This is a genomic window from Pseudomonas sp. B21-028 (genome assembly GCF_024749045.1).
GTDB lineage: Bacteria > Pseudomonadota > Gammaproteobacteria > Pseudomonadales > Pseudomonadaceae > Aquipseudomonas.
In genome coordinates, this window is record NZ_CP087184.1 from 5,846,212 (window position 1) to 5,872,522 (window position 26,311).

General features: G+C 61.5%; 20 protein-coding genes and 2 pseudogenes. 9 read left to right on the forward strand and 13 right to left on the reverse strand.

Annotated features, from left to right (window positions below; genetic code table 11):
• Nucleotides 1–111 precede the first annotated feature (111 nt).
• The gene (gene estP / locus LOY35_RS25475) at nucleotides 112–2,010 is read left to right on the forward strand and encodes an esterase EstP (protein ID WP_258628532.1); all 1,899 of its coding nucleotides are present in this window, start codon (nucleotides 112–114) and stop codon (nucleotides 2,008–2,010) included.
• Nucleotides 2,011–2,139: 129 nt separating this feature from the next.
• Here the strand turns inward: estP and trpE are convergent, their stop codons facing one another.
• The 10 genes from trpE to LOY35_RS25525 form a co-directional block, all read right to left on the reverse strand.
• Nucleotides 2,140–3,621 (reverse strand): anthranilate synthase component I, encoded by a 1,482-nt coding sequence (gene trpE / locus LOY35_RS25480; RefSeq protein WP_258628534.1) that lies wholly within the window; start codon nucleotides 3,619–3,621, stop codon nucleotides 2,140–2,142.
• A gap of 70 nt (nucleotides 3,622–3,691) precedes the next feature.
• Nucleotides 3,692–4,510, reverse strand: coding sequence for a phosphoglycolate phosphatase (locus LOY35_RS25485; protein ID WP_258628536.1), 819 nt, complete (start codon nucleotides 4,508–4,510; stop codon nucleotides 3,692–3,694).
• Nucleotides 4,507–5,181, reverse strand: coding sequence for a ribulose-phosphate 3-epimerase (rpe, locus tag LOY35_RS25490; RefSeq protein ID WP_258628538.1), 675 nt, complete (start codon nucleotides 5,179–5,181; stop codon nucleotides 4,507–4,509). The genes LOY35_RS25485 and rpe overlap by 4 nt, the downstream gene beginning before the upstream one ends.
• Before the next feature lie 78 nt (nucleotides 5,182–5,259).
• A complete protein-coding gene (locus LOY35_RS25495) occupies nucleotides 5,260–6,408 on the reverse strand; it encodes an iron-containing alcohol dehydrogenase (RefSeq protein WP_258628540.1) in 1,149 nt (382 codons plus the stop codon).
• Nucleotides 6,409–6,611: 203 nt separating this feature from the next.
• Nucleotides 6,612–7,436, reverse strand: a complete 825-nt coding sequence (locus LOY35_RS25500; RefSeq protein ID WP_258628543.1) for an ABC transporter permease — start codon at nucleotides 7,434–7,436, stop codon at nucleotides 6,612–6,614.
• 12 nt (nucleotides 7,437–7,448) lie between these two features.
• Nucleotides 7,449–8,696 carry an ABC transporter permease gene (locus tag LOY35_RS25505; protein WP_258628545.1) on the reverse strand — a complete coding sequence of 416 codons (1,248 nt, stop codon included), beginning with the start codon at nucleotides 8,694–8,696 and terminating at the stop codon, nucleotides 7,449–7,451.
• A 208-nt stretch (nucleotides 8,697–8,904) separates the two neighbouring features.
• On the reverse strand, nucleotides 8,905–9,948 hold the full coding sequence (locus LOY35_RS25510; RefSeq protein WP_258628548.1) for an ABC transporter substrate-binding protein: 1,044 nt from the start codon (nucleotides 9,946–9,948) through the stop codon (nucleotides 8,905–8,907).
• 53 nt (nucleotides 9,949–10,001) lie between these two features.
• Nucleotides 10,002–11,126 carry an ABC transporter ATP-binding protein gene (locus tag LOY35_RS25515; RefSeq protein ID WP_258628550.1) on the reverse strand — a complete coding sequence of 375 codons (1,125 nt, stop codon included), beginning with the start codon at nucleotides 11,124–11,126 and terminating at the stop codon, nucleotides 10,002–10,004.
• A gap of 337 nt (nucleotides 11,127–11,463) precedes the next feature.
• A complete protein-coding gene (locus LOY35_RS25520; protein ID WP_047702279.1) occupies nucleotides 11,464–12,093 on the reverse strand; it encodes a response regulator transcription factor in 630 nt (209 codons plus the stop codon).
• Nucleotides 12,094–12,411: 318 nt separating this feature from the next.
• Nucleotides 12,412–14,808, reverse strand: a complete 2,397-nt coding sequence (locus LOY35_RS25525; RefSeq protein WP_258628552.1) for a PAS domain S-box protein — start codon at nucleotides 14,806–14,808, stop codon at nucleotides 12,412–12,414.
• A gap of 74 nt (nucleotides 14,809–14,882) precedes the next feature.
• Between LOY35_RS25525 and LOY35_RS25530 the strand changes: the two genes are divergently transcribed.
• Nucleotides 14,883–15,878 (forward strand): alpha/beta hydrolase family protein, encoded by a 996-nt coding sequence (locus tag LOY35_RS25530; RefSeq protein ID WP_258628557.1) that lies wholly within the window; start codon nucleotides 14,883–14,885, stop codon nucleotides 15,876–15,878.
• An 88-nt stretch (nucleotides 15,879–15,966) separates the two neighbouring features.
• Here LOY35_RS25530 and LOY35_RS25535 read toward each other — a convergent pair whose 3' ends face one another.
• The 3 genes from LOY35_RS25535 to LOY35_RS25545 are packed head-to-tail and all read right to left on the reverse strand — an operon-like array spanning nucleotide 15,967 to nucleotide 18,429.
• Nucleotides 15,967–16,734 (reverse strand): TerB family tellurite resistance protein, encoded by a 768-nt coding sequence (locus LOY35_RS25535; protein ID WP_258628558.1) that lies wholly within the window; start codon nucleotides 16,732–16,734, stop codon nucleotides 15,967–15,969.
• A gap of 1 nt (nucleotide 16,735) precedes the next feature.
• A complete protein-coding gene (murU, locus tag LOY35_RS25540) occupies nucleotides 16,736–17,407 on the reverse strand; it encodes an N-acetylmuramate alpha-1-phosphate uridylyltransferase MurU (protein ID WP_258628560.1) in 672 nt (223 codons plus the stop codon).
• Nucleotides 17,404–18,429 carry an aminoglycoside phosphotransferase family protein gene (locus tag LOY35_RS25545; RefSeq protein ID WP_258628562.1) on the reverse strand — a complete coding sequence of 342 codons (1,026 nt, stop codon included), beginning with the start codon at nucleotides 18,427–18,429 and terminating at the stop codon, nucleotides 17,404–17,406. The genes murU and LOY35_RS25545 overlap by 4 nt, the downstream gene beginning before the upstream one ends.
• A 130-nt stretch (nucleotides 18,430–18,559) precedes the next feature.
• Here LOY35_RS25545 and LOY35_RS25550 point away from each other — a divergent pair, with 130 nt between their 5' ends.
• From LOY35_RS25550 to glpE, 7 genes and pseudogenes are all read left to right on the forward strand, one after another.
• Nucleotides 18,560–21,358, forward strand: a complete 2,799-nt coding sequence (locus LOY35_RS25550) for an LPS-assembly protein LptD (RefSeq protein ID WP_258628564.1) — start codon at nucleotides 18,560–18,562, stop codon at nucleotides 21,356–21,358.
• Entirely contained in the window at nucleotides 21,333–22,655 is a 1,323-nt protein-coding gene (surA, locus tag LOY35_RS25555; RefSeq protein ID WP_193753959.1) for a peptidylprolyl isomerase SurA, read from the forward strand. The genes LOY35_RS25550 and surA overlap by 26 nt, the downstream gene beginning before the upstream one ends.
• Nucleotides 22,652–23,639: pseudogene (pdxA, locus tag LOY35_RS25560) on the forward strand (4-hydroxythreonine-4-phosphate dehydrogenase PdxA). Before surA ends, pdxA begins: the two are co-directional and overlap by 4 nt.
• Nucleotides 23,636–24,453: pseudogene (gene rsmA, locus LOY35_RS25565) on the forward strand (16S rRNA (adenine(1518)-N(6)/adenine(1519)-N(6))-dimethyltransferase RsmA). The pseudogenes pdxA and rsmA overlap by 4 nt, the downstream one beginning before the upstream one ends.
• Nucleotides 24,454–24,559: 106 nt before the next feature.
• Nucleotides 24,560–24,940 carry a Co2+/Mg2+ efflux protein ApaG gene (gene apaG, locus LOY35_RS25570; protein WP_258628575.1) on the forward strand — a complete coding sequence of 127 codons (381 nt, stop codon included), beginning with the start codon at nucleotides 24,560–24,562 and terminating at the stop codon, nucleotides 24,938–24,940.
• Nucleotides 24,940–25,821 carry a symmetrical bis(5'-nucleosyl)-tetraphosphatase gene (locus LOY35_RS25575; protein ID WP_258628577.1) on the forward strand — a complete coding sequence of 294 codons (882 nt, stop codon included), beginning with the start codon at nucleotides 24,940–24,942 and terminating at the stop codon, nucleotides 25,819–25,821. The genes apaG and LOY35_RS25575 overlap by 1 nt, the downstream gene beginning before the upstream one ends.
• Before the next feature lie 31 nt (nucleotides 25,822–25,852).
• The gene (gene glpE, locus LOY35_RS25580; RefSeq protein ID WP_258628579.1) at nucleotides 25,853–26,182 is read left to right on the forward strand and encodes a thiosulfate sulfurtransferase GlpE; all 330 of its coding nucleotides are present in this window, start codon (nucleotides 25,853–25,855) and stop codon (nucleotides 26,180–26,182) included.
• Nucleotides 26,183–26,311 lie beyond the last annotated feature (129 nt).

The window sequence follows — 26,311 nt, forward strand, 5'->3', positions numbered from 1 at the left end:
AGCGACTCGAAGGGTTTGCAAACAATCGTAACGTTCCGGATGGATGGCCGAACGCAAAAGGTCCGGCGCTGTCGTTATTCCAACAACGACAAGACAAAACGGACTTTGCCCATGATCAGACAAACGCTGTTCATACCTGCCACCGCTTGCCTGCTGGCGATGGCCAGCATCCATGCAAGCGCAGCCCCCTACTCCAGCTTCATCGTCTTCGGCGACAGCCTCAACGACGCCGGCCAGCTCACCGACCCCGACGGCCCGCCCGGGGCGACCCGACGCTTTACCAACCGCACCGGCCCGGTCTACCTGGATGGCAGCGGCGAGGTCTATTCCGCCAACGCCACCCAACTGCTCGGTGGACGGCTGGGCTACTCCGCCGACGAAACCGCCGCCTCCACCTCGGCCGCCCGTGCCAGCGCGGGCTTGGCGGATGGCAACAACTGGGCCGTGGGTGGCTATCGCACCGTCCAGATTCTCGACTCGATCATCACCGTTTCCAATACCGGCGAACGCAGCCGTGCCGGTTACCTGGCCAACGGGCTGCGCGCCGATCCGAACGCGCTGTATTACATTTCCGGTGGCGGCAACGACTTTCTCCAGGGCCTGGTCTTGACCCCTCGGCAGGCACAGGACGCCGCGAACCGCCTGGCCAACAGCGTCCAGACCCTGCAAACAGCGGGCGCCCGATACCTGATGGTCTGGCTGCTGCCCGACCTGGGCCTGACGCCAGCCTTGAATGGCACCCCCTTGCAGAATGCCGTCTCGCAGCTCAGCAACCAGTTCAACCAGCAGTTGATCACCCGACTGCAAGGCATCGATGCCGAAGTCATCCCACTGAACATTCCACTTCTGTTGCAGGAAAGCTTCGCCGATCCCACACGATTCGGCTTTGCCAGCGGTACGAATCTCACCGCTACCTGCTTCAGCGGCAACGGCTGCACCGAAAACACCACGTATGGCATCCACAGCGCCACCCCTGACCCAAGCAAACTGGTCTACAACGACTCGGTCCACCCTACCGAAGCCGGACAGAAGCTGATCGCCGACTACGCCTACTCCCTGCTTTCGGCACCGTGGGAACTGACATTGGTGCCTGAAATGGCCCATTCGACGCTCCGTGCCCACCAGGACGAACTGCGCAACCAATGGCAATCGGACTGGGACAGTTGGCAGGCAGTCGGCCAGTGGCGAGCGATCGTCGCGGGGAGCGGCCAGCATCTGGACCTGGACAGCCAGAACAACGGCGCCAGCGCCGACGGCAGCGGCCAGAGCTTGAATGTCGGAGGCAGTTATCGCCTCGACGAAGCTTGGCGCGTGGGGGTGGCCGCTGGCTTCTATCGCCAGGACATGGAAGCAGGCCATAACGATTCGGACTACAGGCTAAACAGCTACCTGGCGACCGCGTTCGCCCAATTCCAGCAGAATCGCTGGTGGGCTGACGCAGCGCTGACCGGTGGCAAGCTCGACTACGACAACCTTGAGCGCAAGTTCGACCTGGGCGTCAACGAAGCCCAGGAGAAAGGCGATACCGACGGCCGTCTCTGGGCATTCAGCAGCCGCGTGGGCTACGACATTGCCCGGCCCGGCGGTGAATGGCACCTGTCACCGTTCATCAGTGCCGATTATGCGAAGGTGCAAGTCGACGGCTACTCCGAGAAGAGCAACCGTTCCACGGCCCTGACGTTCGATGACCAGTCCCGCGACTCGAAACGCCTGGGCATCGGCTTGCAGGGCAAATACAACTTCACCCGCCAGACCCAGGTATTTGGCGAATATGCCCACGAACGTGAGTATGAAGATGACAGGCAGAAGGTAAACATTGCCCTCAACAGCCTGCCAGCCAACGACTTCACGCTCGAAGGCTACACGCCACAGAGCCACTTGAATCGCCTGAACCTGGGGGTCAGCCACAAGTTGACCAACGACCTGGCGCTGCGGGGCGGCTATACATTGCGCAAGGATGATGATTTCACCCAGCAAGGAGTGAATGTCGGGGTCAGCCTGGACTTTTGATCGAAGGAACCTGTGGGAGCGAGCCTGCTCGCGATGGCGGCACATCAGACGATTGTCTTGGAATGTGCCGCCGTCAATCGCGAGCAGGCTCGCTCCCACAGTGATTGTGGCTCACAGATGCAAGTGAACTCAGTCGTTCGAGGTTTGCTCGGCCAGTGCTACGGCACGGAACATCGCCCGGCGCTTGTTCAGGGTTTCTTCCCATTCCAGCACCGGTACCGAATCGGCAACGATACCGCCACCGGCCTGCACATGGAGTTCGCCGTCCTTGATCACGGCTGTCCGGATGGCGATGGCGGTATCCATGTTGCCGTTCCAGGCGAAATAACCCACGGCACCACCGTATACGCCACGCTTGACCGGTTCCAGTTCATCGATGATTTCCATCGCGCGGATTTTCGGCGCGCCGGACAAGGTTCCCGCCGGCAGGATCGCCCGCAAGGCGTCCATCGCCGTCAGTCCGGTTTTCAACTGGCCGGTGACGTTCGACACGATGTGCATCACGTTGGAATAACGCTCGATGACCATCTTCTCGGTGAGCTTCACCGAGCCGACCTCCGAAACCCGCCCGGTATCGTTGCGGCCCAGGTCGATCAGCATCAGGTGCTCGGCGATTTCCTTGGCATCCGACAACAGGTCCTCTTCCAGCGCCCGATCCGCCTCCTCCGTGGCGCCACGAGGACGAGTACCGGCTATCGGTCGCACGGTGATCAAGTTGTCCTCGACCCGCACCAATACTTCCGGCGAACTGCCCACGACGTGGAAATCGCCGAAGTTGAAGAAGTACATGTAAGGCGTCGGGTTGAAGCAGCGCAATGCCCGGTACAAATCGATGGGTGCGGCCTTGAAGTCGATGGACATCCGTTGCGACGGCACTACCTGCATGCAGTCGCCCGCCAGGATGTACTCCTTGATGGTATCGACGGCCCGTTCGTAATCGGCCTGGGTAAAGCTGGAACGGAACACCGGGTCGGCCGCCGCCTGCTTACTGAAATCCAGCCCAGGGCGCGGGGTGATCGGCTGACGGAGTTTTTCCAACAGCGCCTGCAGGCTTTTCTGACCTTGTTCGTAGGCATCGTCCTGGGAAGGATCCGCCAGGACAATCGCGTGCATCTTGCCGGCGAGGTTGTCGAAAACCACCACCGCATCGGAAACCATCAAGAGGATGTCCGGCACGCCCAGGGGATCCGGGTTCGGGCAGGTGCCCAGGCGTTTTTCCACATAGCGCACGCAGTCGTAGCCGAAATACCCTACCAGGCCACCGTTGAAACGTGGCAGGCCGGGAATGGTCGGCACGTTGTAGCGGGCCTTGAAGGTTTCAACGAAGGCCAGCGGGTCTTCGACCTCGTGGTTTTCGATCTCGACGCCATCGTGGGTCACGCTGATGCGATGGTCATGGACCCGCAGCACCGTGCGGCACGGCAGGCCGATGATGGAATAACGGCCCCATTTCTCGCCGCCCTGCACCGACTCGAGCAGGTAGGAGTTGGGCTGGTCGGCCAGCTTGAGGTAGATCGACAGAGGGGTGTCGAAGTCGGCCAGGGTTTCGCAGGCGAGCGGGATACGGTTGTAGCCGGCAGCGGCCAGGCGCAGGAATTCTTCGCGGATCATGAGGTGCCTCGTGGCAAGAGGAGCTGACAGTCAGGTATGCAAACGCGCCGGATAACCGGCCAGGATCAAGTCAGGCGCGCCAACGCCAACGGGCCAGGGCCTTCATGACTTTCATCCAGAGTTTGCGAGTGACCACCACGATGGCGTTTCCAGAAGAGGATTGAACAGCGTCGGGCAACGTTATCTCAGCGGCCGGGTCCAGGCAACCGGGAATTAACAGACGCAGGTCGTCGATCACCAGCGAGGGAAACTCTTCTGCGATCGGCCGGCCGTGGTTATAGCCATAACTCAGCGCCACGCACTTGACCCCCGCCGCTTTCGCCGCCAGGACATCGCTGCGCGAGTCGCCGACGAATAACGATTGGGAGGCCGGGATGTTGGCCATTTTCATGACGAAGAACAGCGCTGCCGGATCGGGTTTCTTCTGCGGCAAGGTATCGCCGCCGATGATCCAGCGGAAGTAGCGGCCGATCTTCATCTGGTCCAGCAATGGCGCGACAAAGCGTTCCGGCTTGTTGGTGATCAACGCCATTTCCACGCCTTGCTTGTGCAGCCACTTGAGGGTCGAGCGCACACCGGGGTAGACCACCGTCAGCGGGTGACTGCCCTCATAGGCTTCGTTGAACAACTCCAACGCTCGCTCAGCCTCGACATCATCGACCCCTTGGGCATCGATGTGATTAGCCAAGGCCCGGCGCACCAGCATGGGCGCACCGTTGCCGACCCAATGGCGCACCGCATCGAGGCCGGCGGGCGGGCGTCCGAGTTTGAGCAGCATGTCGTCCACGGCTGCCGCGAGGTCCGGGACCGAATCGACCAGTGTGCCATCGAGGTCGAACATCACCAGACGCGGCAGGCAGCCGGGGAACAGCTGCTCGAAACCGCTCATGAGCGGGCCAGGGCCAGTTCGGCGCGCATTTTTTCGATGACTTCCTTGTAGTCCGGCGCGTTGAAGATCGCCGAGCCAGCCACAAAGGTGTCGGCGCCGGCCGCGGCGATCTCACGGATGTTGCCCACGTTGACGCCACCGTCGATTTCCAGGCGGATGTCACGTCCCGACGCATCGATCAGCGCACGGGCTTCGCGCAGCTTGTCGAGGGTCGCCGGGATGAACTTCTGGCCGCCGAAACCGGGGTTGACGCTCATCAGCAGGATCATGTCGACCTTGTCCATCACGTACTTGAGCACGTCCAGCGGTGTCGCCGGGTTGAACACCAGGCCAGCCTTGCAGCCGCCCTCACGGATCAACTGCAAGGAGCGATCGACGTGCAGCGTGGCTTCGGGGTGGAACGTGATGTAGGTGGCACCGGCTTCGATGAAGTCGCCGACGATACGGTCCACCGGGCTGACCATCAGGTGCGCGTCGATCGGCGCCGTGATGCCGTACTTGCGCAGCGCAGCACAGACCATCGGGCCGATGGTCAGGTTGGGTACGTAGTGGTTATCCATGACATCGAAGTGCACGATGTCGGCGCCGGCGGCCAGGACGTTGTCCACTTCTTCGCCCAGGCGGGCGAAGTCGGCGGAGAGAATCGACGGAGCAATGGCGAAGGGCTGCATGACGCACCTGTTTTGAGCGAAATCGCGATGGCGCGCATTGTATACCTCAAGATTTGGCGCGCCCACCGTGGCCGACGATCAATACGCCGCGCGGTAGATCTTCTCGATATCCGCGACGCTCAGCTTGCGCGGATTGTTGCGCATCAACCGCTCGATCCCCGCCGCCTCCACGGCCATGGACGGAATCACGCCCTCGGTGACCCCCAGCCCGCTCAGGCCCTTGGGGATCTCTACGGCGCTACACAACGCGGCCATGGCCTCCACCGCTTCGTCGGCCGCTTCAAGATCACTCAGGTGGCCGGTCTTTATGCCCATCGCTTCGGCAATGTCCCGCATACGCTCCACGCAGGCCATCTTGTTCCACTGCATGACATAGGGCAGCAGTAAGGCATTGGCAACGCCATGGGACACGTGGAAGCGTCCGCCCAGCGGATAAGCCAGTGCATGCACCGCCCCGACTCCGGCATTGCCGAACGCCATGCCGGCCATCAGGCTGGCGGTCGCCATATCCTCACGGGCCTGCAGGTGGCCGGGGTTGGCAAAAGCCTTGGGCAATGCGCGGCTGATCAATTTGATCGCACCGATAGCCAGAGCATCGGTGATCGGCGAGGCGTTGAGCGACAGGTAGGATTCGACGGCATGAGACAGGGCATCGACACCACTGGCCGCGGTCACGCCAGGAGGACAGGTCAGGGTCATCTGCGGGCTGACCAGCGCCACGTCCGGCAACAGATAATCGCTGACGATGCCCTTTTTCAGCTGCGCAGCCTTGTCGGACAGGATCGCCACGTTGGTGACCTCCGAGCCGGTACCCGCCGTGGTGGGAATGGCAATCATCGGCGGGCCCTTGCGGGGTACCTGGTCGACACCGAACATGTCCTGCAGCTCGCCGTGATAACCGGCGTAGACGCCCACGCACTTGGCGATGTCGATGGCGCTGCCACCGCCCAGGCCGATCAGGCCGTCATGGCCGCCGTCACGGTAGGCCTGCATGCAGTCTTCGACGATGGCGATTTCCGGGTCCGGCATGACCCGGTCGAAAATCTCGTAGTCGCGCCCGCCCAGGTGTTGCAGGGCCAGGTCCACGGTGCCGGACTTGACCAGCGCGGCATCGGTGACGATCAGCGGGTTATCCACATCCAGCCGTGTCAGTTCGGCCGCCAGTTGCTCGATGGCAGCGGCACCGGTGATCAGTTTGTGGGCGATCTTGAATGAGGAAAGACTCATGTGCGCGGCCTCTTGTTCGAGTATGGGCTGGCACAAGGATAGCTCGGTATTGCGCGTTGTTCTGCCATTCAGCTGCTGAATGCACCACAAACCCAATGTGGGAGCGAGCCTGCTCGCGATGGCGGCAGGTCAGTCAGCACTGATTCGACTGATCCGACGCCATCGCGAGCAGGCTCGCTCTCACCTTCATGCGGTGCAAGCCGTCAGGCTTGGGTGGTACGCAGCTTCTCGCTACGCCCACGCAACCACTCCAGGGTCAGCAGCAGGATCACCGAGAAGGCGATCAACAGCGTCGCCGCCGCCGCGATGGTCGGGCTGAGGTTTTCGCGGATGCCGCTGAACATCTGCCGTGGCAGGGTGGCCTGCTCGGGGCCGGCGAGGAACAGGGTCACCACCACTTCATCGAACGAGGTCGCGAAGGCGAACAGCGCTCCGGAGATCACCCCCGGGGCGATCAACGGCAGGGTCACCCGACGAAACGCCGTCAACGGCGAAGCGCCCAGGCTGGCGGCGGCCCGCACCAGATTGTGGTTGAACCCCTGCAAGGTCGCCGAAACGGTAATGATGACGAACGGAACGCCCAGCACCGCGTGGACCACGATCAGCGAGAAGAAGCTGTTGCCCATGCCCAGCGGCGCGAAGAACAGGTAGCTGGCCACGCCGATAATCACCACCGGGACCACCATGGGTGAGATCACCAGGGCCATGACCAGCGCCTTGCCCGGGAAATCGCCACGGGTCAGGCCGATGGCCGCCAGCGTACCGAAGACCATCGCCAGCAACGTCGCGGCCGGGGCCACGATGATGCTGTTCCTCAGCGCCCGCATCCACTCGGCCGAGGCGAAGAAATCCTGGTACCAGTGCAGCGAAAAGCCTTGCAGCGGATACACCAGGAAGCTGCCGGAGTTGAACGACAGCGGCACGATCACCAGCACCGGCAGGATCAGGAACAACAGGATCAACCCGCAGAGCGTGCGCAAGGAGTAGAACCACACCCGTTCGACGGGAGACATGTAAGGACTCAGCATTTCGATCTCCCCTTAGCTCAGGCGCAGGCGACTGGCGCCCACCAGCCAGCTGTAAATCAGATAAAGCACAATGGTCGCCAGCAACAGCAGCCCGCCGAGCGCCGTGGCCATGCCCCAGTTGATGCTGGTGTTGGTGTAGAACGCGACGAAGTAGCTGACCATCTGGTCGTTCGGGCTGCCGAGCAATGCCGGGGTGATGTAGTAGCCGATGGCGAGGATGAACACCAACAGGCAACCGGCGCCGACACCGGCATAGGTCTGCGGGAAGTACACCCGCCAGAAACTGGCAAATGGATGACAGCCCAGGGAAATCGCCGCCCGCATATAGGTGGGCGAGATGCCCTTCATCACGCTGTAGATCGGCAGGATCATGAACGGCAGCAGGATGTGGACCATCGAGATGTAGACGCCGGTACGGTTGAACACCAACTCCAGGGGCTTGTCGATGACGCCCATGGCCAGCAGGGCACCGTTGATCAATCCACCGGACTGCAACAATACGATCCACGCCGCCACCCGCACCAGGATCGAGGTCCAGAACGGTAGCAACACCAGGATCATCAGCAGGTTGCTCTGACGCGACGGCAGGTTCGCTAACAGATAGGCCAGCGGATAAGCCAGTACCAGGCAGATCGCGGTGATGACCAGGCCCATCCAGAACGTGCGGGCGAAAATGTCGAGGTAGATCGCCTGGTCAGGCGTGGCCGGGGCCAGTTCGCCAAGGTCGTCGATGCGATGATCGACGGACGCCAGCAGATAATAGGGGGTGACGTTGCTGGTGTTGCGACGGATGACCTGCCAGTACGCAGGATCGCCCCAGCGTTCATCGAGGTTTTCCAGTGCTTCTTTATAAGAAGGCGGCTCGCTGGCAAACGGCAGTGCACGAGCGGTCTTGGTCAGCAGGCTGCGATAGCCGGCCGATTCCATGTTCAGGCGCTTGGACAAGTCGCCCAGGGTCTGATTCTTGCGAGCTTCGGCCAGGTCCTCACTAGCGGCCTTGTACACCGGCTCCCCGGGTAATCCGCGCCCATCCCACGCGGTAATCGCAGCCACGGTGCGCGGCATGGTGCCGACCACTTCCGGGTTGCTCACGCTTTTGAACAGCAGCGCCACGATCGGCACCAGGAACACCAGCAACAGAAACAGCACCAGCGGCGCGATCAAGGCCTGGGCCTTCCAGCGGTTGACCCGCTCGGCGCGCTTGAGCCGTTGCTTCAAGGTGGGGCTGGTGCCCGCGTTCAGTGGAACGGCGATAGCCATGGCGAACTCCGCAAATCTTTTTTATCGTTACAGGGGCGGAGTACCGCCCCTGTTCTTTTGAAACACCCGAACCTGTCGAGACTGATTTCCTGTGGGAGCGAGCCCCCTCGCGTGACTGCGGCACATTCAATATTGATGTGTCTGACAGACCGCTATCGCGAGCAGGCTCGCTCCCACAAGGACTTCATCCTGCCTTCAGAGAGTCAGGTTACTTCGCAGCCCAGGAGTTGAAGCGTTGCTCCAGTTGCTCACCGTTGTCAGCCCAGAAGCTGACGTCGATCTGCACCTGGTTGGCGATGTTTTCCGGGGTGGTCGGCATGTCTTTCAAGACATCCTTGGACAGCAACGGTACTGCCTTGGTGTTGGCCGGGCCGTAGGCGATGTTTTCCGAGTAGGTCTTCTGCTGCTGCGGCGCCACCGAGTAGGCGATGAATTTCTTCGCCGCTTCGGCGCGGGTCTTGTCCAGGCCACGCGGGATGGCCCAGGCGTCAAAGTCGTAGATGCCGCCGTTCCACACCACTTTCAGGTTGCTTTCTTTCTGTACCGCGGCGATCCGGCCGTTGTAGGCCGAGCTCATGACCACGTCGCCGGACGCCAGGTACTGCGGCGGCTGCGCGCCGGCTTCCCACCACTGGATATTTGGCTTGAGCTCGTCGAGTTTCTTGAACGCGCGATCCTGACCATCCTTGCCGGCCAGCACCTTGTAGACGTCTTTTGGCGCGACACCGTCGGCCATCAAGGCGAATTCCAGGGTGTATTTGGCGCCCTTGCGCAGGCCACGCTTACCCGGGAACTGCTTGGTGTCCCAGAAATCCGCCCAACTGGTTGGCGCGGTTTTCAGTTTGTCGGCGTTGTAGGCCAGTACGGTCGACCACACGAAGAAACCTACGCCGCAAGGCTGGATCGCACCCTTGACGTAGTCCTCGGTCTTGCCGAACAGCGCCGGGTCGAGCTGTTCGAACATGTCTTCGTCACAACCACGGGACAACTCAGGGGACTCGACTTCAACCAGATCCCACGAGACGCTCTTGGTGTCGACCATGGCCTTGACCTTGGCCATTTCGCCGTTGTACTCGCCAGCCACGATCTTGCCGTTGCCGGCCGCTTCCCACGGTGCGTAAAAGGCTTTGACCTGAGCCGCCTTGTTCGCCCCGCCAAAAGACACCACGGTCAGGTCCGGGCCCGCCGCCATCGCGCTTGCCGCACCCATCATGCCCAGGGTCAGGGCGGTGAACTTCAGGGATCTCAACATTTATTGTTCTCTCCACGTGCAGGGTTGGTGTGTTGATTACAGCAGGGGGGCGATCAATTCGCCTCTAGAAGTGGGTCGAGCGCACGCACGTGCTCAACCTGCCAGCCAAGCGGAACCACGTCTCCGACGGCCAGCTCGGGGTCGAGCTCGGCAATCGGCTGTTTCACGAAGAAGTCATTCTTGCCGCAGACTTCCAGGCGAACCCGGACGTGGTCGCCCAGATAGATGAATTCCGCCACCCTCCCTGAGAAGCGGTTGACACATTGTTCGCTAGCACCGTTGAGGCTCACCCGCTCCGGACGGATCGACAGGGTCACCGGTTCGCCGGGCTTGCCGACGTTGACCGCCAGCGCCTCGACCTTCTCGCCACGGCCCAGCTCCACCAGGCAGCGATCGCCGGTGTGGCTGTGCAGGCGACCGCTGAGGCGGTTGTTTTCACCGATGAAGTTGGCGACGAAGGTATTTTTGGGCTCTTCGTAGAGCGTGCGCGGCGGAGCGATCTGCTGGATCTCGCCCTGGTGGAATACCGCCACGCGGTCGGACATGGTCAAGGCTTCGCCCTGGTCGTGGGTGACGTAAACCACGGTCACGCCGAGGCGCTGGTGCAGGTGTTTGATTTCCATCTGCATGTGTTCACGCAGCTGCTTGTCCAGCGCACCGAGTGGTTCGTCCATCAGCACCAGTTGCGGCTCGAACACCAGCGCCCGGGCCAGAGCGACCCGCTGCTGCTGGCCGCCGGACAGTTGCGCCGGGTAACGCTGGGCGAAGGTGTCCAGCTGGACCATGCTCAGTACCCGCTTGACGCGATCGCTGACATCGCTCTTGTTCAGGCCGCGCACGGTCAGTGGGAACGCCAGGTTCTCGGCGACGGTCATGTGGGGGAACAGGGCATAGTTCTGGAACACCATGCCGATGTCGCGCTTGTGCGGCGGTACATTGTTGATGGAACGGCCGGCCAACTGGATCTCACCGGCGGTCGGGGTTTCAAAACCCGCGAGCATCATCAGGCTGGTGGTCTTGCCGGAGCCGGACGGCCCGAGCAAGGTCAGGAACTCGCCTTTGCGAATGTCCAGGTTGAGGTCCTTGACGATCAGGTTCTCGCCATCGTAGCTCTTTTGCACACCACGAAAGCTGACCAGCACATCGCTGGCCCCCGCGCTTGAATCAACCTGGCTCATACCCGCACCTTTTGTATTGATGACTGCTTGTGAATCAAGCCTAGTGGAGCCTCGTGACCGCGCAAATCGGGGCGCAGGAGAGAATCGCCTCAGCCGGATGGAAGAGTCGGGGTAGGGATTGCCCTACAAGGGCGGCGGGATTGGATAAAAGCGCCGGGGGATTTTGGGTTAAACGCTGAAATTGCGGGCTCTGAGGCATGTCGCAAATTGACATGCCAACTCAAGTCCCCTGTGGGAGCGAGCCTGCTCGCGATGGCGGCGGCACATTCAGCATTGATGCAAGCTGACCCACCGCTATCGCGAGCAGGCTCGCTCCCACAAGGGATCTGCGGTGGGTCTAGAGCAGCTTGTGCTCCATCGCGTACTTCACCAGTTCCGCCAGGGAGGTGATGTTGAGCTTCTGCATCAACCGCGCCTTGTGGGTGCTGATGGTTTTACTGCTCAGGGCCAGTTGCTGGGCGATGTCGTTGACGTTCGCGCCTTGGGCAAGGCGCTCGAAGACCGAGAACTCGCGCTCGGACAGCAGCGAATGCAACGGGCGCGTGTCGGTCAGGCCGACTTCGAACACCATGCGGTCGGCCAGATCCGGGTCGATGTAACGCCCGCCCGCCGCGACCTTGCGAATCGCCATCAGCAGCAATGCCGGATCGCTGTCCTTGGTCGCGTAGCCAGCCGCACCCACCTTCAGTGCCCGGGCCGCCATCTGCGCCTCGTCGTGCATCGACAACACCAGAATCGCCGGGGGATTGTTCAGCGCACGGATCCTGGGGATCGCCTCCAGACCATTGACCCCCGGCATGGAAATATCCAGCAGCACCACTTCGCAGGGCACATGCCGCAGGGTCTCGAGCAACTGTTCGCCATTGCTCGCCTCTCCTGCCACCACCAGATCCTTCGCCAGGCCAATCAATTGCTTGATGCCTTCACGGACGATGGTGTGGTCTTCGGCTACCAGTACACGGATCACGTTCTTCTCCAGATTCAGAATCCAATCGCGAGCAGGCTCGCACAGGGCTATATATCTCAATCAATGTGGTAATGCTGTTCACTTAAGAAAAGCGATGAACTTGTGGCGAGGGGATTTATCCCCGCTGGGCTGCGAAGCAGTCCCAAAACCCTGCTACTCGGTGTATCAGGCGGATTGAATCGCCTGTGTTGGGGCTGCTGCGCAGCCCAGCGGGGATAAATCCCCTCGCCACAATGAACCGGGCAAGTCTTAAGTGAACAGCATTACGATCAATGTGTGAGCGAGCTTGCTCGCGATTGGGCCCGCCCAGCCCCCCCATCAGGCCTCATGCAACGGCACCCGCACCGCCAGGGTAGTCCCCTCCCCCAGCTCACTCTCCAGGGACAACCGCCCCCCCATGATCAGCACCCGTTCGCGCATCCCTACCAACCCAAAGGATGTCGGCCGACCTGTATCGGCAATAAATCCTACACCGTCATCACTCACGATCAGACACAATTCATCGCCTTCGCGAACCAGCGTCAGCTCCACGGTGTGCGCCTGGGCGTGGCGCATCACGTTGGTCAGCGCTTCCTGGAGAATACGGAACAGCCCGATCGCCTTGGCATCGCTCAGGGGCGGCAGATTGTCGGGCACCTGCACCAGGCATGGGATCTGCGTACGCGCCTCGAAGCGTCGGGCCTGCCATTCGATGGCCGAGGCGATACCTGCGTCGAGGATCGGCGGTCGCAACGCCGTCGCCACGTCCCGTACCAGCTGGAACAGTTGGGCGATCAGGCGCTTCATGCTGTTGAGACGTTCCTGCAGTCCGGGGTCCAGTTGCGCATAGGCCAATTCGCACATGGAGGTTTCCAGCTTCAACACCGTCAACATCTGACCCAATTCGTCGTGGACTTCCCGGGCGATACGGGCCTTTTCCTCTTCCCGCACACTTTCCAGGTGCGCCGACAATTCACGCAACTGTTCCCGGGAGCTGGCCAGTTCCAGCTCGATACGCTTGCTTTCCGTGATGTCCCAGACAATGCCGTCCCAGACGTAGGCGCCATCCTCGAGACGACGGGTGATCGCCTTGATCTCGGCCCAGCGCTCCCGGCCTTCGCGGGTCAGGATGCGCCCTTGCCACGACCAGTCACTGTCGCTGTCCAGCGCCTGGTCCTGGGTACGGTGATAATCGGCCTTGTCCTCCGGATGCACCAGGCTGCGCAAGCCGGTGTCGCTGCGAGCCAGGGTCGCGGGGGAATAACCCACCAGGCTCTCGCTGCCTTCGCTGATGTAGGCAAAATCGATCTGACCGGTCACCGGTGCCCGCTCCAGGCGAAAGACCAGGCCCGGTACGTTGGCAGCGATGCCTTGCAGGCGCGCTTCGCTTTCGCGCAACGCCGCCAGCGCACGGCGACGCTCGGTCACGTCGTTGAGGTAGACCACCAGGTATTCGGCATCACGAAAACGCAGAAAGCTCAGGGAGACATCGGCCGGCAGGATGCTGCCATCGGCCCGCACGCACTCGGTCTCGAAACTCTGCGGTCCGTCCTCACTGGCCCGGGCGCGCTTCCACAGGTTCAACCAGCGATCCATATGCAGGCCCGGCTCGAAGTCGATCAAAGGGCGCTCGATGATCGCACCGGGTCCGTAGCCAAGCATGGTTTCGGCGGCGCGGTTGGCATAGCGCACATGGCTGTCCCAGTTGACCCACAGAATGCCGACCGTACTTTGATCGATGGAAAACTGAGTGAGCCGCAGCGCTTCTTCACTGGCGGCACGCTGGGCGATGTCTTCACGCGCAGAGCGCAGACGGCGCTCCAATCCACGTTGCTGGCGACGCTGCCAGAACACAACGGCGACGCTGCTCAATAACAACGCCAGCGTCAACAACGTCAGGTTCTGCCAGAATCCCGGGGTCTCGGTCAGGCGCGGATACTTGGGTTTGAGCCAACGGCTGTGCAGTAGCTCCAGCTCCTTGGCGGGAATCGCCTGCAATCCCTTGTCGACGATCTCGGCCAGCTCCGGCCAGTCCCGACGCGTAGCGACCCGCAGCAATTGCGGCAGGCCGATGTCGCCGACCACCACCAGTTCGGCGAACTCCGGCTCGACCATAAGCCTGCCCAGCTGCGCCTCGTCGACCACCGCGTAGCGGGCCTGCTGAGTGAGTAGCAGTTGCAAGGCCTCACGCTCCATCGGTACGCCTTGCAGATTCAACATCGGATAGGTGCCATGCAGATAATCCGCTATGGCGCTGGGCATGCGCACCGCGACCCGAACCTGGGCATCGAGCTTTTCCAGCTCCACACCCTCGGCGCCCTTTTGCTCACCGACAATCAACTGCGGCACGCGCATGTACGGATCGGAGAATAGCCAGAGCCTGAGTCCGCCCGGTGTCTGGGTCAGGCCCGGGGCGATATCCACCTCACCATCACGCAGCGCGGCTTCCAGTTGCGCCACGTCCTGGAAATTGCGCCAGGTCAGCTCGACATTCAACATCCTGCCCAGCCACTGCATCAACTCGACGTTGGTGCCGGACAGGCGCTGCAAGCGCCGATCGTACTGCGCATACGGCGCCTGCAGAACCAGGCCAACCCGCAACTGGGGATGTTGTGCCAACCACTGGCGTTGCCCGGCATTCAATTGCACCCCATGGACAGGGGGCGCGGGCGCAGCCCACGTCATCAAGGGAAGCCATAAACAGCCGATAACCCACAGGCAGCAAAAACGCATCATTGAAGTCTCACGCACTGACAAATACTGACCAACCCATTAGGCTGCCGGAAATACTTCTGGCCCTGGAATATCCGATGCCCTTTGTCCACCGCCTGGCATTGCCAGCATTGTGCCTGTCGCTGATCCTGCCGAGTGCGTTTTCTGTACAGGCTGACGAACCGGCGCCCGCCGTGACGGATCAACCCAACGAGACAAAACCGGTCGAGCGTCAACCCTTGCTCGAGCGTAGCCAGGAAGAAGCGGCCGCGCTGGAGCGAAAAGTCCCAACCCAGGAGCAGCAACAGCTCCAGACCGGCAGCGACACCTTCCTGGCCCTCTGGAAACCGGCCAACACCAGCGATCCCAAGGGCGCGGTCATCATAATCCCCGGTGCCGGTGAAACCGCCGACTGGCCTCGAGTCATCGGACCGTTGCGTAAAAAACTGCCTGATGTCGAATGGAACACCCTGAGTATCACGCTGCCGGACCCGCAAAGCGATGTCATCGCACCGCGCGCAGCGGAAACTCCGCCGCAAACCAAACCAGCCGACATGGCTGCCGCTGCCCCGGACGCCACGACGGCGGCCCCGATCGAACAGGTGGCCGGTGGCGAGGCCGATGCTGTCGACCCTGTCGTCGCCGAAGCCGATGAAGAACATGCCAACGCCGATGCCGAACGCATTTTCGCCCGCATCGATGCGGCACTGGCCTACGCCGAACAACAGAGTTCGCGCCGCATCGTGCTGCTGGGCCACGGCACCGGTGCCTACTGGGCGGCGCGCTACCTCAGTGAAAAGCAGCCTTCGCAGATAGAACGTTTCGTGATGGTCGCCGCGCAAACCCCGGTCACCGCCAAACCCGGCCTGGCCGAACTGACGCCGACGTTGAAGCTGGCGACTGCCGATGTCTTTTACATGGATAGGCCGCTGGATCGCAACGCAGCGCTGGAACGCTTGCAGGCCAGCAAACGCTTGAAGGGTTCGAATTTCAGCCAGGTGTCCCTCAAGGCCTTGCCCAATGCGGCGGCGCAACAGGAGCAGTTGTTCCGGCGGGTCCGGGGGTGGCTGAACCCGCAGAATCCCGGTGAATGAGGCTTAATTCGCCTCTTTCGCCAGGCACCGGTTGGTGGATCCCCACGGGCGGCGACGTCGCCCCAAGGCCACGATCCATTCAATGAAACTAGCGAAAATCCCGTCGTTCCCGAATCAACCGATAAGCGTTATGCAGCTCCCGGGTCTTGTCCGTGGCCTCGCGCACCTGCAAGGGCGTTGCGCCGCTGCCGGCGATTTTGTCCGGATGATGACGACTGAGAAGCCGACGATAGGCCCGCTTGATCTGCGACGGCTCGGTGGTGGCTGAAACCCCCAGCAAGCGCAACGCTTGCTGATAGGTCACGCCGCTGTTGGGCAGCGACGGTTTCTGTGGTTCGTAATCAATCGCCAGCGCCTGGACCTGCTGGGGTGTCCAGCCCAGCCATTTGCCCCACTGGACGATCAACTCGCGCTCACTGGCGCCGGCACGGCCATCAGCCCAGACCATCCGCCAACAGGCCCGCAGCACACCTTCGGCGGCATAGGGTTGAGTGGCGAGACGGCGCAGATAACCGCGCAAGCGGTCGTTTCCGGACTTGCCTCGGTTGAATGCCGCTATGGCTCGGCGTTGTGCCGGTTCGCTCAGGTCCAGCGCGCGCATTTCCTGGCGTGCCTGCTGGATATGACCGTCGACCACCCGACCGTCTACTTTCGCCAACCGTCCCAACAAGACAAACAGCAGTTCATCGTTGCGCAACGCCGGACGACCGCCCAGGCGCTCACGTACCTGTGCCCAGCCGTGCAGGTTCAGGCGCCGGTCCAGCGCCTGACCCAACAACGCACCGAGCATGGCCCCCGGAATGCTGGCTATGGCAAAGCCCGCTCCGGCTCCTATCAGAGTCCCTGGCCACCACATATCAACGGCTCGCTTCTATCAAGGTTTCGACTTGCATCAAACGTTCATGGGTTCCCACATCGACCCAGTGCCCTTCCAGGCGCTCGCCACTGACTTGGCCTTCCGACATGGCTCGACGCAACAGCGGTGCGAGCTTGAACGCGCCATCCGAGCAACCCTCGAACAACCTCGGGTGCAGGACGGCAATGCCGCTATAGGTCAGTTTGTCGGCCGCCGGTTCAGCTTCGTGAACCTTTCCGTCGGCCAGGATGAAATCTCCTCCCGGGTGATGATCGGGATTATCCACCAACACCAGGTGCGCCAGCCCTTCAAGCGGCCCGCGCAAGGCACTGAAATCGTAATCGGTCCAGATATCGCCATTGACCACCACGAACGCTTCGCCACCCAGCAGCGGCAGGGCCCGGAAAATCCCGCCACCGGTCTCCAGCGGCTCCCCTTCGGGCGAATAACGAATCCGCACGCCGAATCGCGACCCATCCCCCAAGTGATCCTCGATCTGCTGACCGAGCCAGGCATGGTTGATCACGATATCGCTGAAGCCGGCCGCCACCAGCGCCTGCAGATGGTATTCGATCAATGGAACGCCGCCGACGCGAATCAGCGGCTTGGGGGTGGTCAGGGTCAGCGGACGCATGCGCTCGCCCTTGCCCGCCGCCAGGATCATCGCCTTCATGCCGTCGCTCCAGCCGGACGAGGCAGGCTGGACAGCAACGCTTGCAGTTGCGCCAGTTCAGGACGACGGGCGAGGACGGCTTCTATATAAGCAAAGAAGCGCGGCACATCGCCCAGGTAACGCGGCTTGCCATCGCGGTGGCAGATACGCGCGAAGATCCCGATGACCTTGAGATGGCGCTGGACGCCCATCAGGTCGCTGGCCCGCAAGAAGTCTTCGATGTCCGGCTGGACCGGGATACCAAGCGCGCCAGCTTGCCGCCAGTAATCCTCCAGCCAGCCACGCACACGCGCCTCGGGCCAACTGAGGAAGGCGTCTTTGAACAGGCAGGTCACGTCGTAGGTCACCGGGCCATAGACCGCGTCCTGGAAATCCAGCACCCCGGGGTTCGGTTCGCTGAGCATCAGGTTGCGCGGCATGTAGTCGCGATGCACCAGGACTTTGGGCTGGGCCAGGGCGCTGTCGATCAGCAGGTCGCTGGCCTCCTGCCAGAGCTGTTGTTGTGCCGAATCGAACTCGATGCCCAGTTCGCGCTTGACGTACCACTCGGGGAACAGCTCCAGCTCCCGACGCAACAACGCAACGTCGTAGCTGGGCAACGGCGCAACCATCGGCAACTGCTGGAAAGCCAGCAGCGCTTGCAAGGCATCACGGAACAAATCGTCGGCATTTTCCCCGTCGATCAGGTCCAGATAGGTCTGGTTGCCCAGGTCATTGAGCAAAAGAAAGCCGCGTTCGAGATCTTCTGCATAAATTTTTGGCACATTAATTCCGGATTTCGCCAGCAAAAACGCAATATCCACGAAGGGTTTGCAGTTTTCCTGGGGCGGCGGCGCATCCATCACGATCAGACTGCGGCCCTCGCCTTCCCAGCGGAAATAACGCCGGAAACTCGCGTCGCTGCTGGCCGCGGTCAATGTGGCCGGGGGTACGACACCCCAGCCTTGGGCGGCAAAAAGGATCGGAAGTTGCTCATCGAGCCAAACTTTCAGGTGTTGCAAACGTACATCTTGGTCGGGCATTGCAAGGGTCTCCGACGGCCCTAGCCGTCAAGCGGGTCATGCTTTATTATCCAGCATCTTTTTCAGACCATCGAGAGGCGTGCGGCCCACACCGCGGGCAGATGGCACGCAGGAAGCCCGGACTAATAAGATGGCATTGAAATCCCCCGCGTTTCGTAAAAAATTTCCGTTGCTGGTCACCGGCAGTCTGCTGGCCCTGCAACCCCTGGCCTCTTCATTCGTCGTCGCGGCGCAGCAGTATGACTGCTCCGTCTCCGCTTCGGGTGCCTGGGACTGTTCCCCCAAGTCTCCGGCCGCCGCGTTGCCGCCACGTCCGGTGCATGAAGGCAGTGCCGTTGCCGACAGCGGCGACGCTGCGACCGGCAGCAGCTCGGTTGAAGCAGCCGGCGACAAGCCCGTGCTGGTCACCGAAGCCAAGGGCCGCGGCCTGAAGTCGCGCAGTGCAGACTACAGCCACCTCGATTGGGTTCCACGAGAGAACCTCACGCCTGCGCAATTGGCCGAAACCGGACCTTATTGCTCCGGTGCCTATATCGAGCCGACCCGTCCTGGCATGAACGACAAGACGGCCAAGAGTGACGCCCCGACCTTCCTCGGCGCCAAGGCTTCACGCTACGAGCAGGAACAACAGGTGGCGACCCTGGCCGGTGACGTGGTCATGCGCCAGGGCAGCATGCAGGTCGAGGCGGATGAAGCCAGCCTTTACCAGGCCGAGAACCGCGGCGAGCTGAACGGCAATGTACGGGTTCGCGACAACGGCGCGCTGATTGTCGGCGACCACGCCGATGTCCAGCTGGACACCGGCGAAGCCAAGGTCGACAACGCCGAATACGTGATGCACAAGTCGCGCATCCGCGGTAACGCCCTGTACGCCAAGCGTGCCGAGAACGCGATCATTCGCCTCAAGGACGGTACGTACACCACGTGTGAACCGAACAGCAACGCCTGGACGCTCAAGGGCAACAACATCACCCTGAACCCGGCCACCGGCTTCGGTACCGCGACCAACGTGACGCTGCGGGTCAAGGACATCCCGATCCTCTACACGCCTTATATCTACTTCCCGATCGATGACCGTCGCCAGTCCGGTTTCCTGCCGCCGACCATCGGCAGTGGCAGCGACACCGGTTTCCTGTTGGTCACCCCGTACTACTTCAACCTGGCGCCGAACTACGACGCCACGTTGTACCCGCGCTACATGAGTAAGCGCGGCCTGCTGATGGAAGGCGAACTCCGTTACCTGACCAAGTCCAGCGAAGGTCAGTTCGGCGCGGCGTACCTCAACGACGAAGAAGACGAACGCGCCAAGCAGTCCGACTACAGCAAGACCCGCTACATGTATAACTGGCAGCACAAGGGCGGGCTGGACTCGCGGGTGCTGACGGAAGTCGACTACACCAAGATCAGCGACCCGTATTACTTCCAGGATTTGCAGACCGACCAGATCGGGGTCGAGTCCAAGGACTACGTGAATCAGCAAGGTGCGGTCAGCTATCGCGGAGATAGCTACACGGCTCGGGTGAATGCCCAGGCGTATCAGATGGCAACGATCTCGAAGATCACGCCGTATAACCGCCTGCCGCAAATCACTTTCAACGGCACCCTGCCACAGCATCCGTATGGACTGGACTTTGCCTACAGGACAGAGCTGGTGCGGTTTGACCGTAATTTGCGAGACGGCCTCTACAGCGATGAAGAGGGTGTCACGAAACCGTGGCTGGATACCCGGGTCTGGGGCCTTGCCCGCGCAAATGGTAATCGTCTGAATCTGGCACCGGTCGTCAGCCTGCCAATGAACGCAAGCTATGGTTATATCAAGCCGTCGCTCAAGTACCAGTACACCCAATATGACCTCGACCTTGATGGTGAGGGCAAGTCGGATATCGCCGGGCAGACTGCCGAGCAAGACCGCCTGCGAGGCACCTACAGCAGCAGTCAGAACCGCGGTGTGCCAATTGCCAGCATCGACAGCGGCCTGTATTTCGACCGCGACACCCAATGGTTCGGCACCAACTACCGTCAGACATTAGAGCCTCGCCTGTTCTATCTCTACGTACCGGAGAAGGACCAGAGCGACATTCCCGTGTTCGATACCAGCGAATCGACCTTCAGCTATTCCTCGTTGTTCCGGGATAACCGCTTCTCCGGTTCCGACCGTGTCGGCGACGAGAACAAGCTGTCCCTGGGCGTGACCAGCCGCTGGATCGAAGAAAACGGCTTCGAGCGTCAGCGCGTCAGCGTCGGCCAGGCCCTGTACTTCAAGGATCGCGAAGTCCAACTGCCGGGCATCGATTTCAAGACCCGCGAAGACGCCAAATCTGACGTATCTCCGTACGCGCTGGAATACGAATTCCGCTGGAATCGCGACTGGCGTACCACTGCCACCTACAACTGGGACCCGGATACCCACAGCCCGCGCTCGGGCAGTGCGATGTTCCATTACCAGCCGGAAGACAACCCGAACAAGGTCATCAACGCCGGTTATCGCTATCGTAATGACCAGGTCCGTTATGACGAGGCCACCGGTCAATGGCAAGTGGGTGGTGGCGACTACGGCACACCGGGCACGCCTGGCTACGTTAAGGACTACTACAAGATCAAGCAGCATGATTTCTCGGTCATCTGGCCGATCGTTCCGCAGTGGAATGCTATCAGCCGCTGGCAGTATGACTACAACCGCAACCGTACCCTGGAAGCCTTCGGCGGTTTCGAATACGACAACTGCTGCTGGAAATTGCGCCTGATCAACCGTTACTGGGTCGACTATGAAGAGTTCAGTCAAGCCGCCCCGGAAAACGAAAAAGGCGACCACGGCATCTTCCTCCAAATTGTCCTGAAGGGACTCGGCGGCCTCACCGGCGCCAAGGTAGAGAGCTTCCTCGACAAAGGCATCCAAGGTTATCGTGAACGTGAAGACCAAGCTTTCTGATTGTCTGCGCCCGCTGATGCTGGGCGCGCTGTTCCTGGGTACCGCGGCCAACGCCGCGGTACAGTCCATCGATAAAGTGGTGGCCATTGTCGATAACGACGTGGTCATGCAGAGCCAGCTGGACCAGCGCGTCCATGAAGTGCAGCAAACCATCGCCAAGCGCGGCGGCGGCCTGCCACCGCCGGGCGTGCTGGATCAGCAAGTGCTCGAGCGCCTGATCGTCGAAAACCTGCAATTGCAGATCGGCGAACGTTCTGGCATCCGCATCACCGACGAAGAGCTGAACCAGGCCGTCGGTACCATCGCCCAGCGCAACAACATGACCATCGACCAGTTCCGTGCCGCGCTGGCTCACGATGGCCTGTCCTACGATGACGCCCGCGACCAGATCCGCCGCGAGATGATCATCAGTCGCGTGCGCCAGCGTCGGGTGGCTGAACGCATTCAGGTTTCCGAGCAGGAAGTGAAGAACTTCCTCGCTTCCGACCTGGGCAAGATGCAGCTTTCCGAAGAACTGCACCTGGCAAACATCCTGATTCCTACCCCGGAGAGCGCAAACTCCGAAGCGATTCAGAGCGCTTATCGCCAGGCAATGGATGTCTACCAGCAGCTCAAGCAAGGTGCCGACTTCGGCCAGATGGCCGTAGCCCGTTCGGGCAGCGAAAACGCCCTGGAAGGCGGCGACATGGGCTGGCGCAAACCGGCTCAACTACCGCCTCCGTTCGACCGCGAACTGAGCGCCATGGCGGTGGGTGACATTACTCAGCCTGCCCGCACTCCTGGCGGCTTCATCATTCTGAAAGTGTTGGAGAAACGTGGCGGTGGCGCGCAGGTGCGTGACGAAGTCCATGTTCGCCACATCCTGATCAAACCCAGTGAGATTCGCAGCGAGGCTGAAACCAAGCGCCTGGCGGAGAAACTCTACGACCGCATCGAAGCGGGCGAAGACTTCGCCGAACTGGCGAAGAGCTTCTCGGAAGACCCGGGCTCGGCCCTCAACGGCGGCGACCTGAACTGGGTTGATCCAAACGCACTGGTACCCGAGTTCCGCAAGGTCATGGCCGAAACACCACAAGGCCAACTGTCCAAGCCGTTCAAGAGCCCTTATGGCTGGCATGTCCTGGAAGTCCTTGGCCGTCGCGCCACCGACAGCACTACCCAGGCCCGCGAACAACAGGCAATGACGGTACTGCGCAATCGCAAGTACGACGAAGAGCTGCAAACCTGGCTGCGCCAGATCCGCGACGAAGCCTACGTTGAAATCAAACTCCCTGGTGCAGACCAGGCAGCGCAGTGAAACCCAAGCGTTTCGCGTTGACGCCCGGCGAGCCTGCCGGCATTGGTCCCGACCTGTGCCTGCTGCTCGCCGCGCAGCCCCAGCCATATCCCCTGATTGCCATCACCAGCCGCACCCTGCTCCTTGAGCGGGCTGCGCAGCTGGGCGTGGCCGTCAACCTGCTTGCAGTGACACCGGACGCCTGGCCGGATGTCCCCGCGCCGGCCGCCAGCCTGTATGTCTGGGATACGCCCCTTGGCGCCCCGGTCATCACCGGGCAGTTGGACAAGGCCAACGCCGGCTTCGTCCTGGAAACCCTGACCCGTGCCGGCCAGGGCTGCCTGGATGGCGCTTTCGCCGGCATGATCACCGCACCGGTACACAAGGGCGTGATCAACGAATCCGGCATCGCCTTTTCCGGGCACACCGAATTCCTCGCGGACCTGACCCACACCGCACAGGTCGTGATGATGCTCGCCACCCGTGGCCTGCGGGTGGCCCTGGTGACTACTCACCTGCCCTTGCGGGACATTGCCGACGCCATCACTCCGGAGCGCCTGGAGCGTGTCACGCGGATACTGCACGCCGACTTGCAGGAAAAGTTCGGCATCGCCCACCCACGCATCCTGGTCTGCGGGCTCAACCCCATGCCGGTGAAGGCGGACACCTGGGCCGCGAAGAAATCGACATCATTGAACCTACATTGGAGCGCTTGCGCAGCGAAGGCATGAACCTGCATGGCCCGCTGCCTGCCGACACTCTGTTTACCCCAAATATCTGGAGCACTGCGACGCGGTGCTGGCGATGTACCACGACCAGGGCCTGCCCGTGCTGAAGTACAAAGGCTTCGGCGCGGCAGTCAACGTAACCCTGGGCCTGCCGATCATCCGCACGTCGGTGGACCATGGCACCGCCCTGGACCTGGCCGGTAGTGGCAAGATCGATACCGGCAGCCTGCAGGTCGCGCTGGAAACCGCCTACCAGATGGCCGAGACCCATTTATGACCGAGCAATACCAACACCGCGCGCGCAAGCGTTTCGGCCAGAACTTCCTGCATGACGCCGGTGTGATCGATCGCATCCTGCGCTCCATCAACGCCAAGCCCGACGACCGCATGCTGGAAATCGGCCCGGGCCAGGGCGCCCTGACCGAGGGCCTGCTGGACAGCGGTGCGCAACTGGACGTGGTGGAGCTGGATAAGGACCTGGTTCCGATCCTCAATCAGCAATTCGCCGGCAAGAGCAACTTCAACCTGCACCAGGGCGACGCACTGAAGTTCGACTTCAACAGCCTGAACGCCGCGCCGAACAGCCTGCGGGTCGTGGGCAACCTGCCGTACAACATCTCTACGCCACTGATCTTCCACCTGCTGAGCAACGCCGGCCTGATCCGCGACATGCATTTCATGCTGCAGAAGGAAGTGGTCGAACGCCTCGCCGCCGGTCCTGGCGGTGGTGACTGGGGGCGCCTCTCGATCATGGTCCAGTACCATTGCCGGGTCGAACATCTGTTCAATGTCGGCCCCGGGCATTCAACCCACCACCCAAAGTCGACTCGGCTATTGTCCGCCTCGTCCCCCATGCGGTGCTACCGCATCCGGCCAAGGACCATCGGCTGCTGGAGCGCGTGGTACGCGAAGCCTTCAACCAGCGTCGCAAAACCCTGCGCAATACGCTGAAATTGCTGCTTAGCAGCACCGAAATCGAGGCCGCAGGCGTCGATGGCAGTCTGCGTCCCGAGCAGCTGGATCTGGCGGCCTTCGTGCGCCTGGCCGACAAGCTCAGCGAACAGGCCGCACCGAAAGCCGAAGCCATCTGAGGGACAATGGCCGTCTCGGGTGGGACGCCCTCTGGTTTACTACCCGATACTTGCCTAGACTGATCCCTTCAGCCACGCCCGCGTCCCGCTTCTAAGGCCCTTTTGCATGTCCGATCCTCGTTATCAGGTCGACGTCAGCGTCACCACCCGCTTCCTGGCAGAACAGTCGCAACCCGAACATAACCGTTTCGCCTTCGCTTACACCATCACCGTGCGCAACAACGGCTCGCTACCGGCCAGACTGCTGTCGCGGCACTGGATCATCACCGATGGCGACGGTCATGTCGAAGAGGTGCGTGGCGAGGGCGTGGTCGGCCAGCAACCGCTGATCGATGCCGGCAACAGCCACAGCTACAGCAGCGGCACCGTGATGACGACCCGGGTCGGCACCATGCAGGGTACCTATCAAATGCTGGCCGAGGACGGCAAACGCTTCGATGCCATCATCAAGCCCTTTCGCCTGGCGGTGCCCGGAGCCTTGCACTGATGGCCACCTATGCGGTCGGCGACCTGCAAGGTTGCCTCAGCCCACTCAAGTGCCTGCTGGAGCGAGTCGCTTTCGACCCGCAGAAAGACACACTGTGGCTGGTGGGCGACCTGGTCAACCGTGGCCCGCAATCGCTTGAGACGTTGCGTTATCTCTTCAGAATCCGCCAGTCCCTGGTGTGCGTACTCGGCAATCACGACCTGCACCTGCTGGCCGTCTGGCAGAACATCGAGCGCCTGAAGAAATCCGATACCTTGAAGGAAATCCTCGATGCCCCCGACTGCATCGAATTGCTGGAATGGCTGCGCCAGCAAAAGCTCATGCACTACGACGAGCAGCGCAACCTGGCGCTGGTCCATGCCGGCATCCCGCCCCAGTGGTCCCTGCGCAGGGCGCTCAAGTGCGCCGGCGAAGTCGAGCAGGCGCTACGCGACGACAACCTGTTCGGTCCCTACCTGGACGGCATGTATGGCAACGATCCGGTCAAATGGGACAACGAACTCACCGGCGTGACCCGCCTTCGGGTCATCACCAACTATTTCACCCGCATGCGCTTCTGCACCCGCGACGGCAAGCTCGACCTCAAGGGCAAGGAAGGCATCGAGACCGCACCGCCCGGCTATGCCCCATGGTTCAAGCACAAGGAGCGCAAGACCCGTAACCTGAAGATCATTTTCGGACATTGGGCAGCATTGATGGGCCAATGCGACGAGCCAGACCTCTTCGCCCTCGATACCGGTTGCGTGTGGGGCGAAGCGCTGACACTGATGAACGTTGATACCGGCGAACGACTGCGTTGCGACTGCGACGAACAGGGGCACGCCAAACCCGATCACCCCCACCCTACCCTTGCGTCATCGCCGACCGGCACCGCCGTCTGATCGGCGCCTGGCCTGCTACAGGAGCCTTCCCATGACTGAATTCAAACGCATTCCCCCGGACCAAGCCCAGGCTCTGCGAGAGCAAGGCGCGGTCTTCGTCGACATCCGTGACCCCGCCACTTTTTCCGCCCTTCATATCAGCGGGTCAAAGCACCTGGACAACCACTCCCTGCATGATTTCATTACCAAGGCCGATCTTGACGCTCCGGTCGTGGTTGTTTGCTATCACGGTAATTCCAGCCAGAGTGCAGCCGCTTACCTGGTCGGCCAGGGCTTCACCGACGTCTACAGCCTGGATGGCGGCTTTGAGCTCTGGCGCACGACTTATCCGTCGGACACGGCGCAAGGCTCTCACGAATAATTTTTTACACTGTCCCAAACCCGCGTGAACCGTGGGCTTGGGCGATAGCAGACGAACGGTCTGCCATAACTTATTACGCATTCCACCTGTGCCTCTCCGATTCCGAACTATTCTTAGCCTCAGGCCATC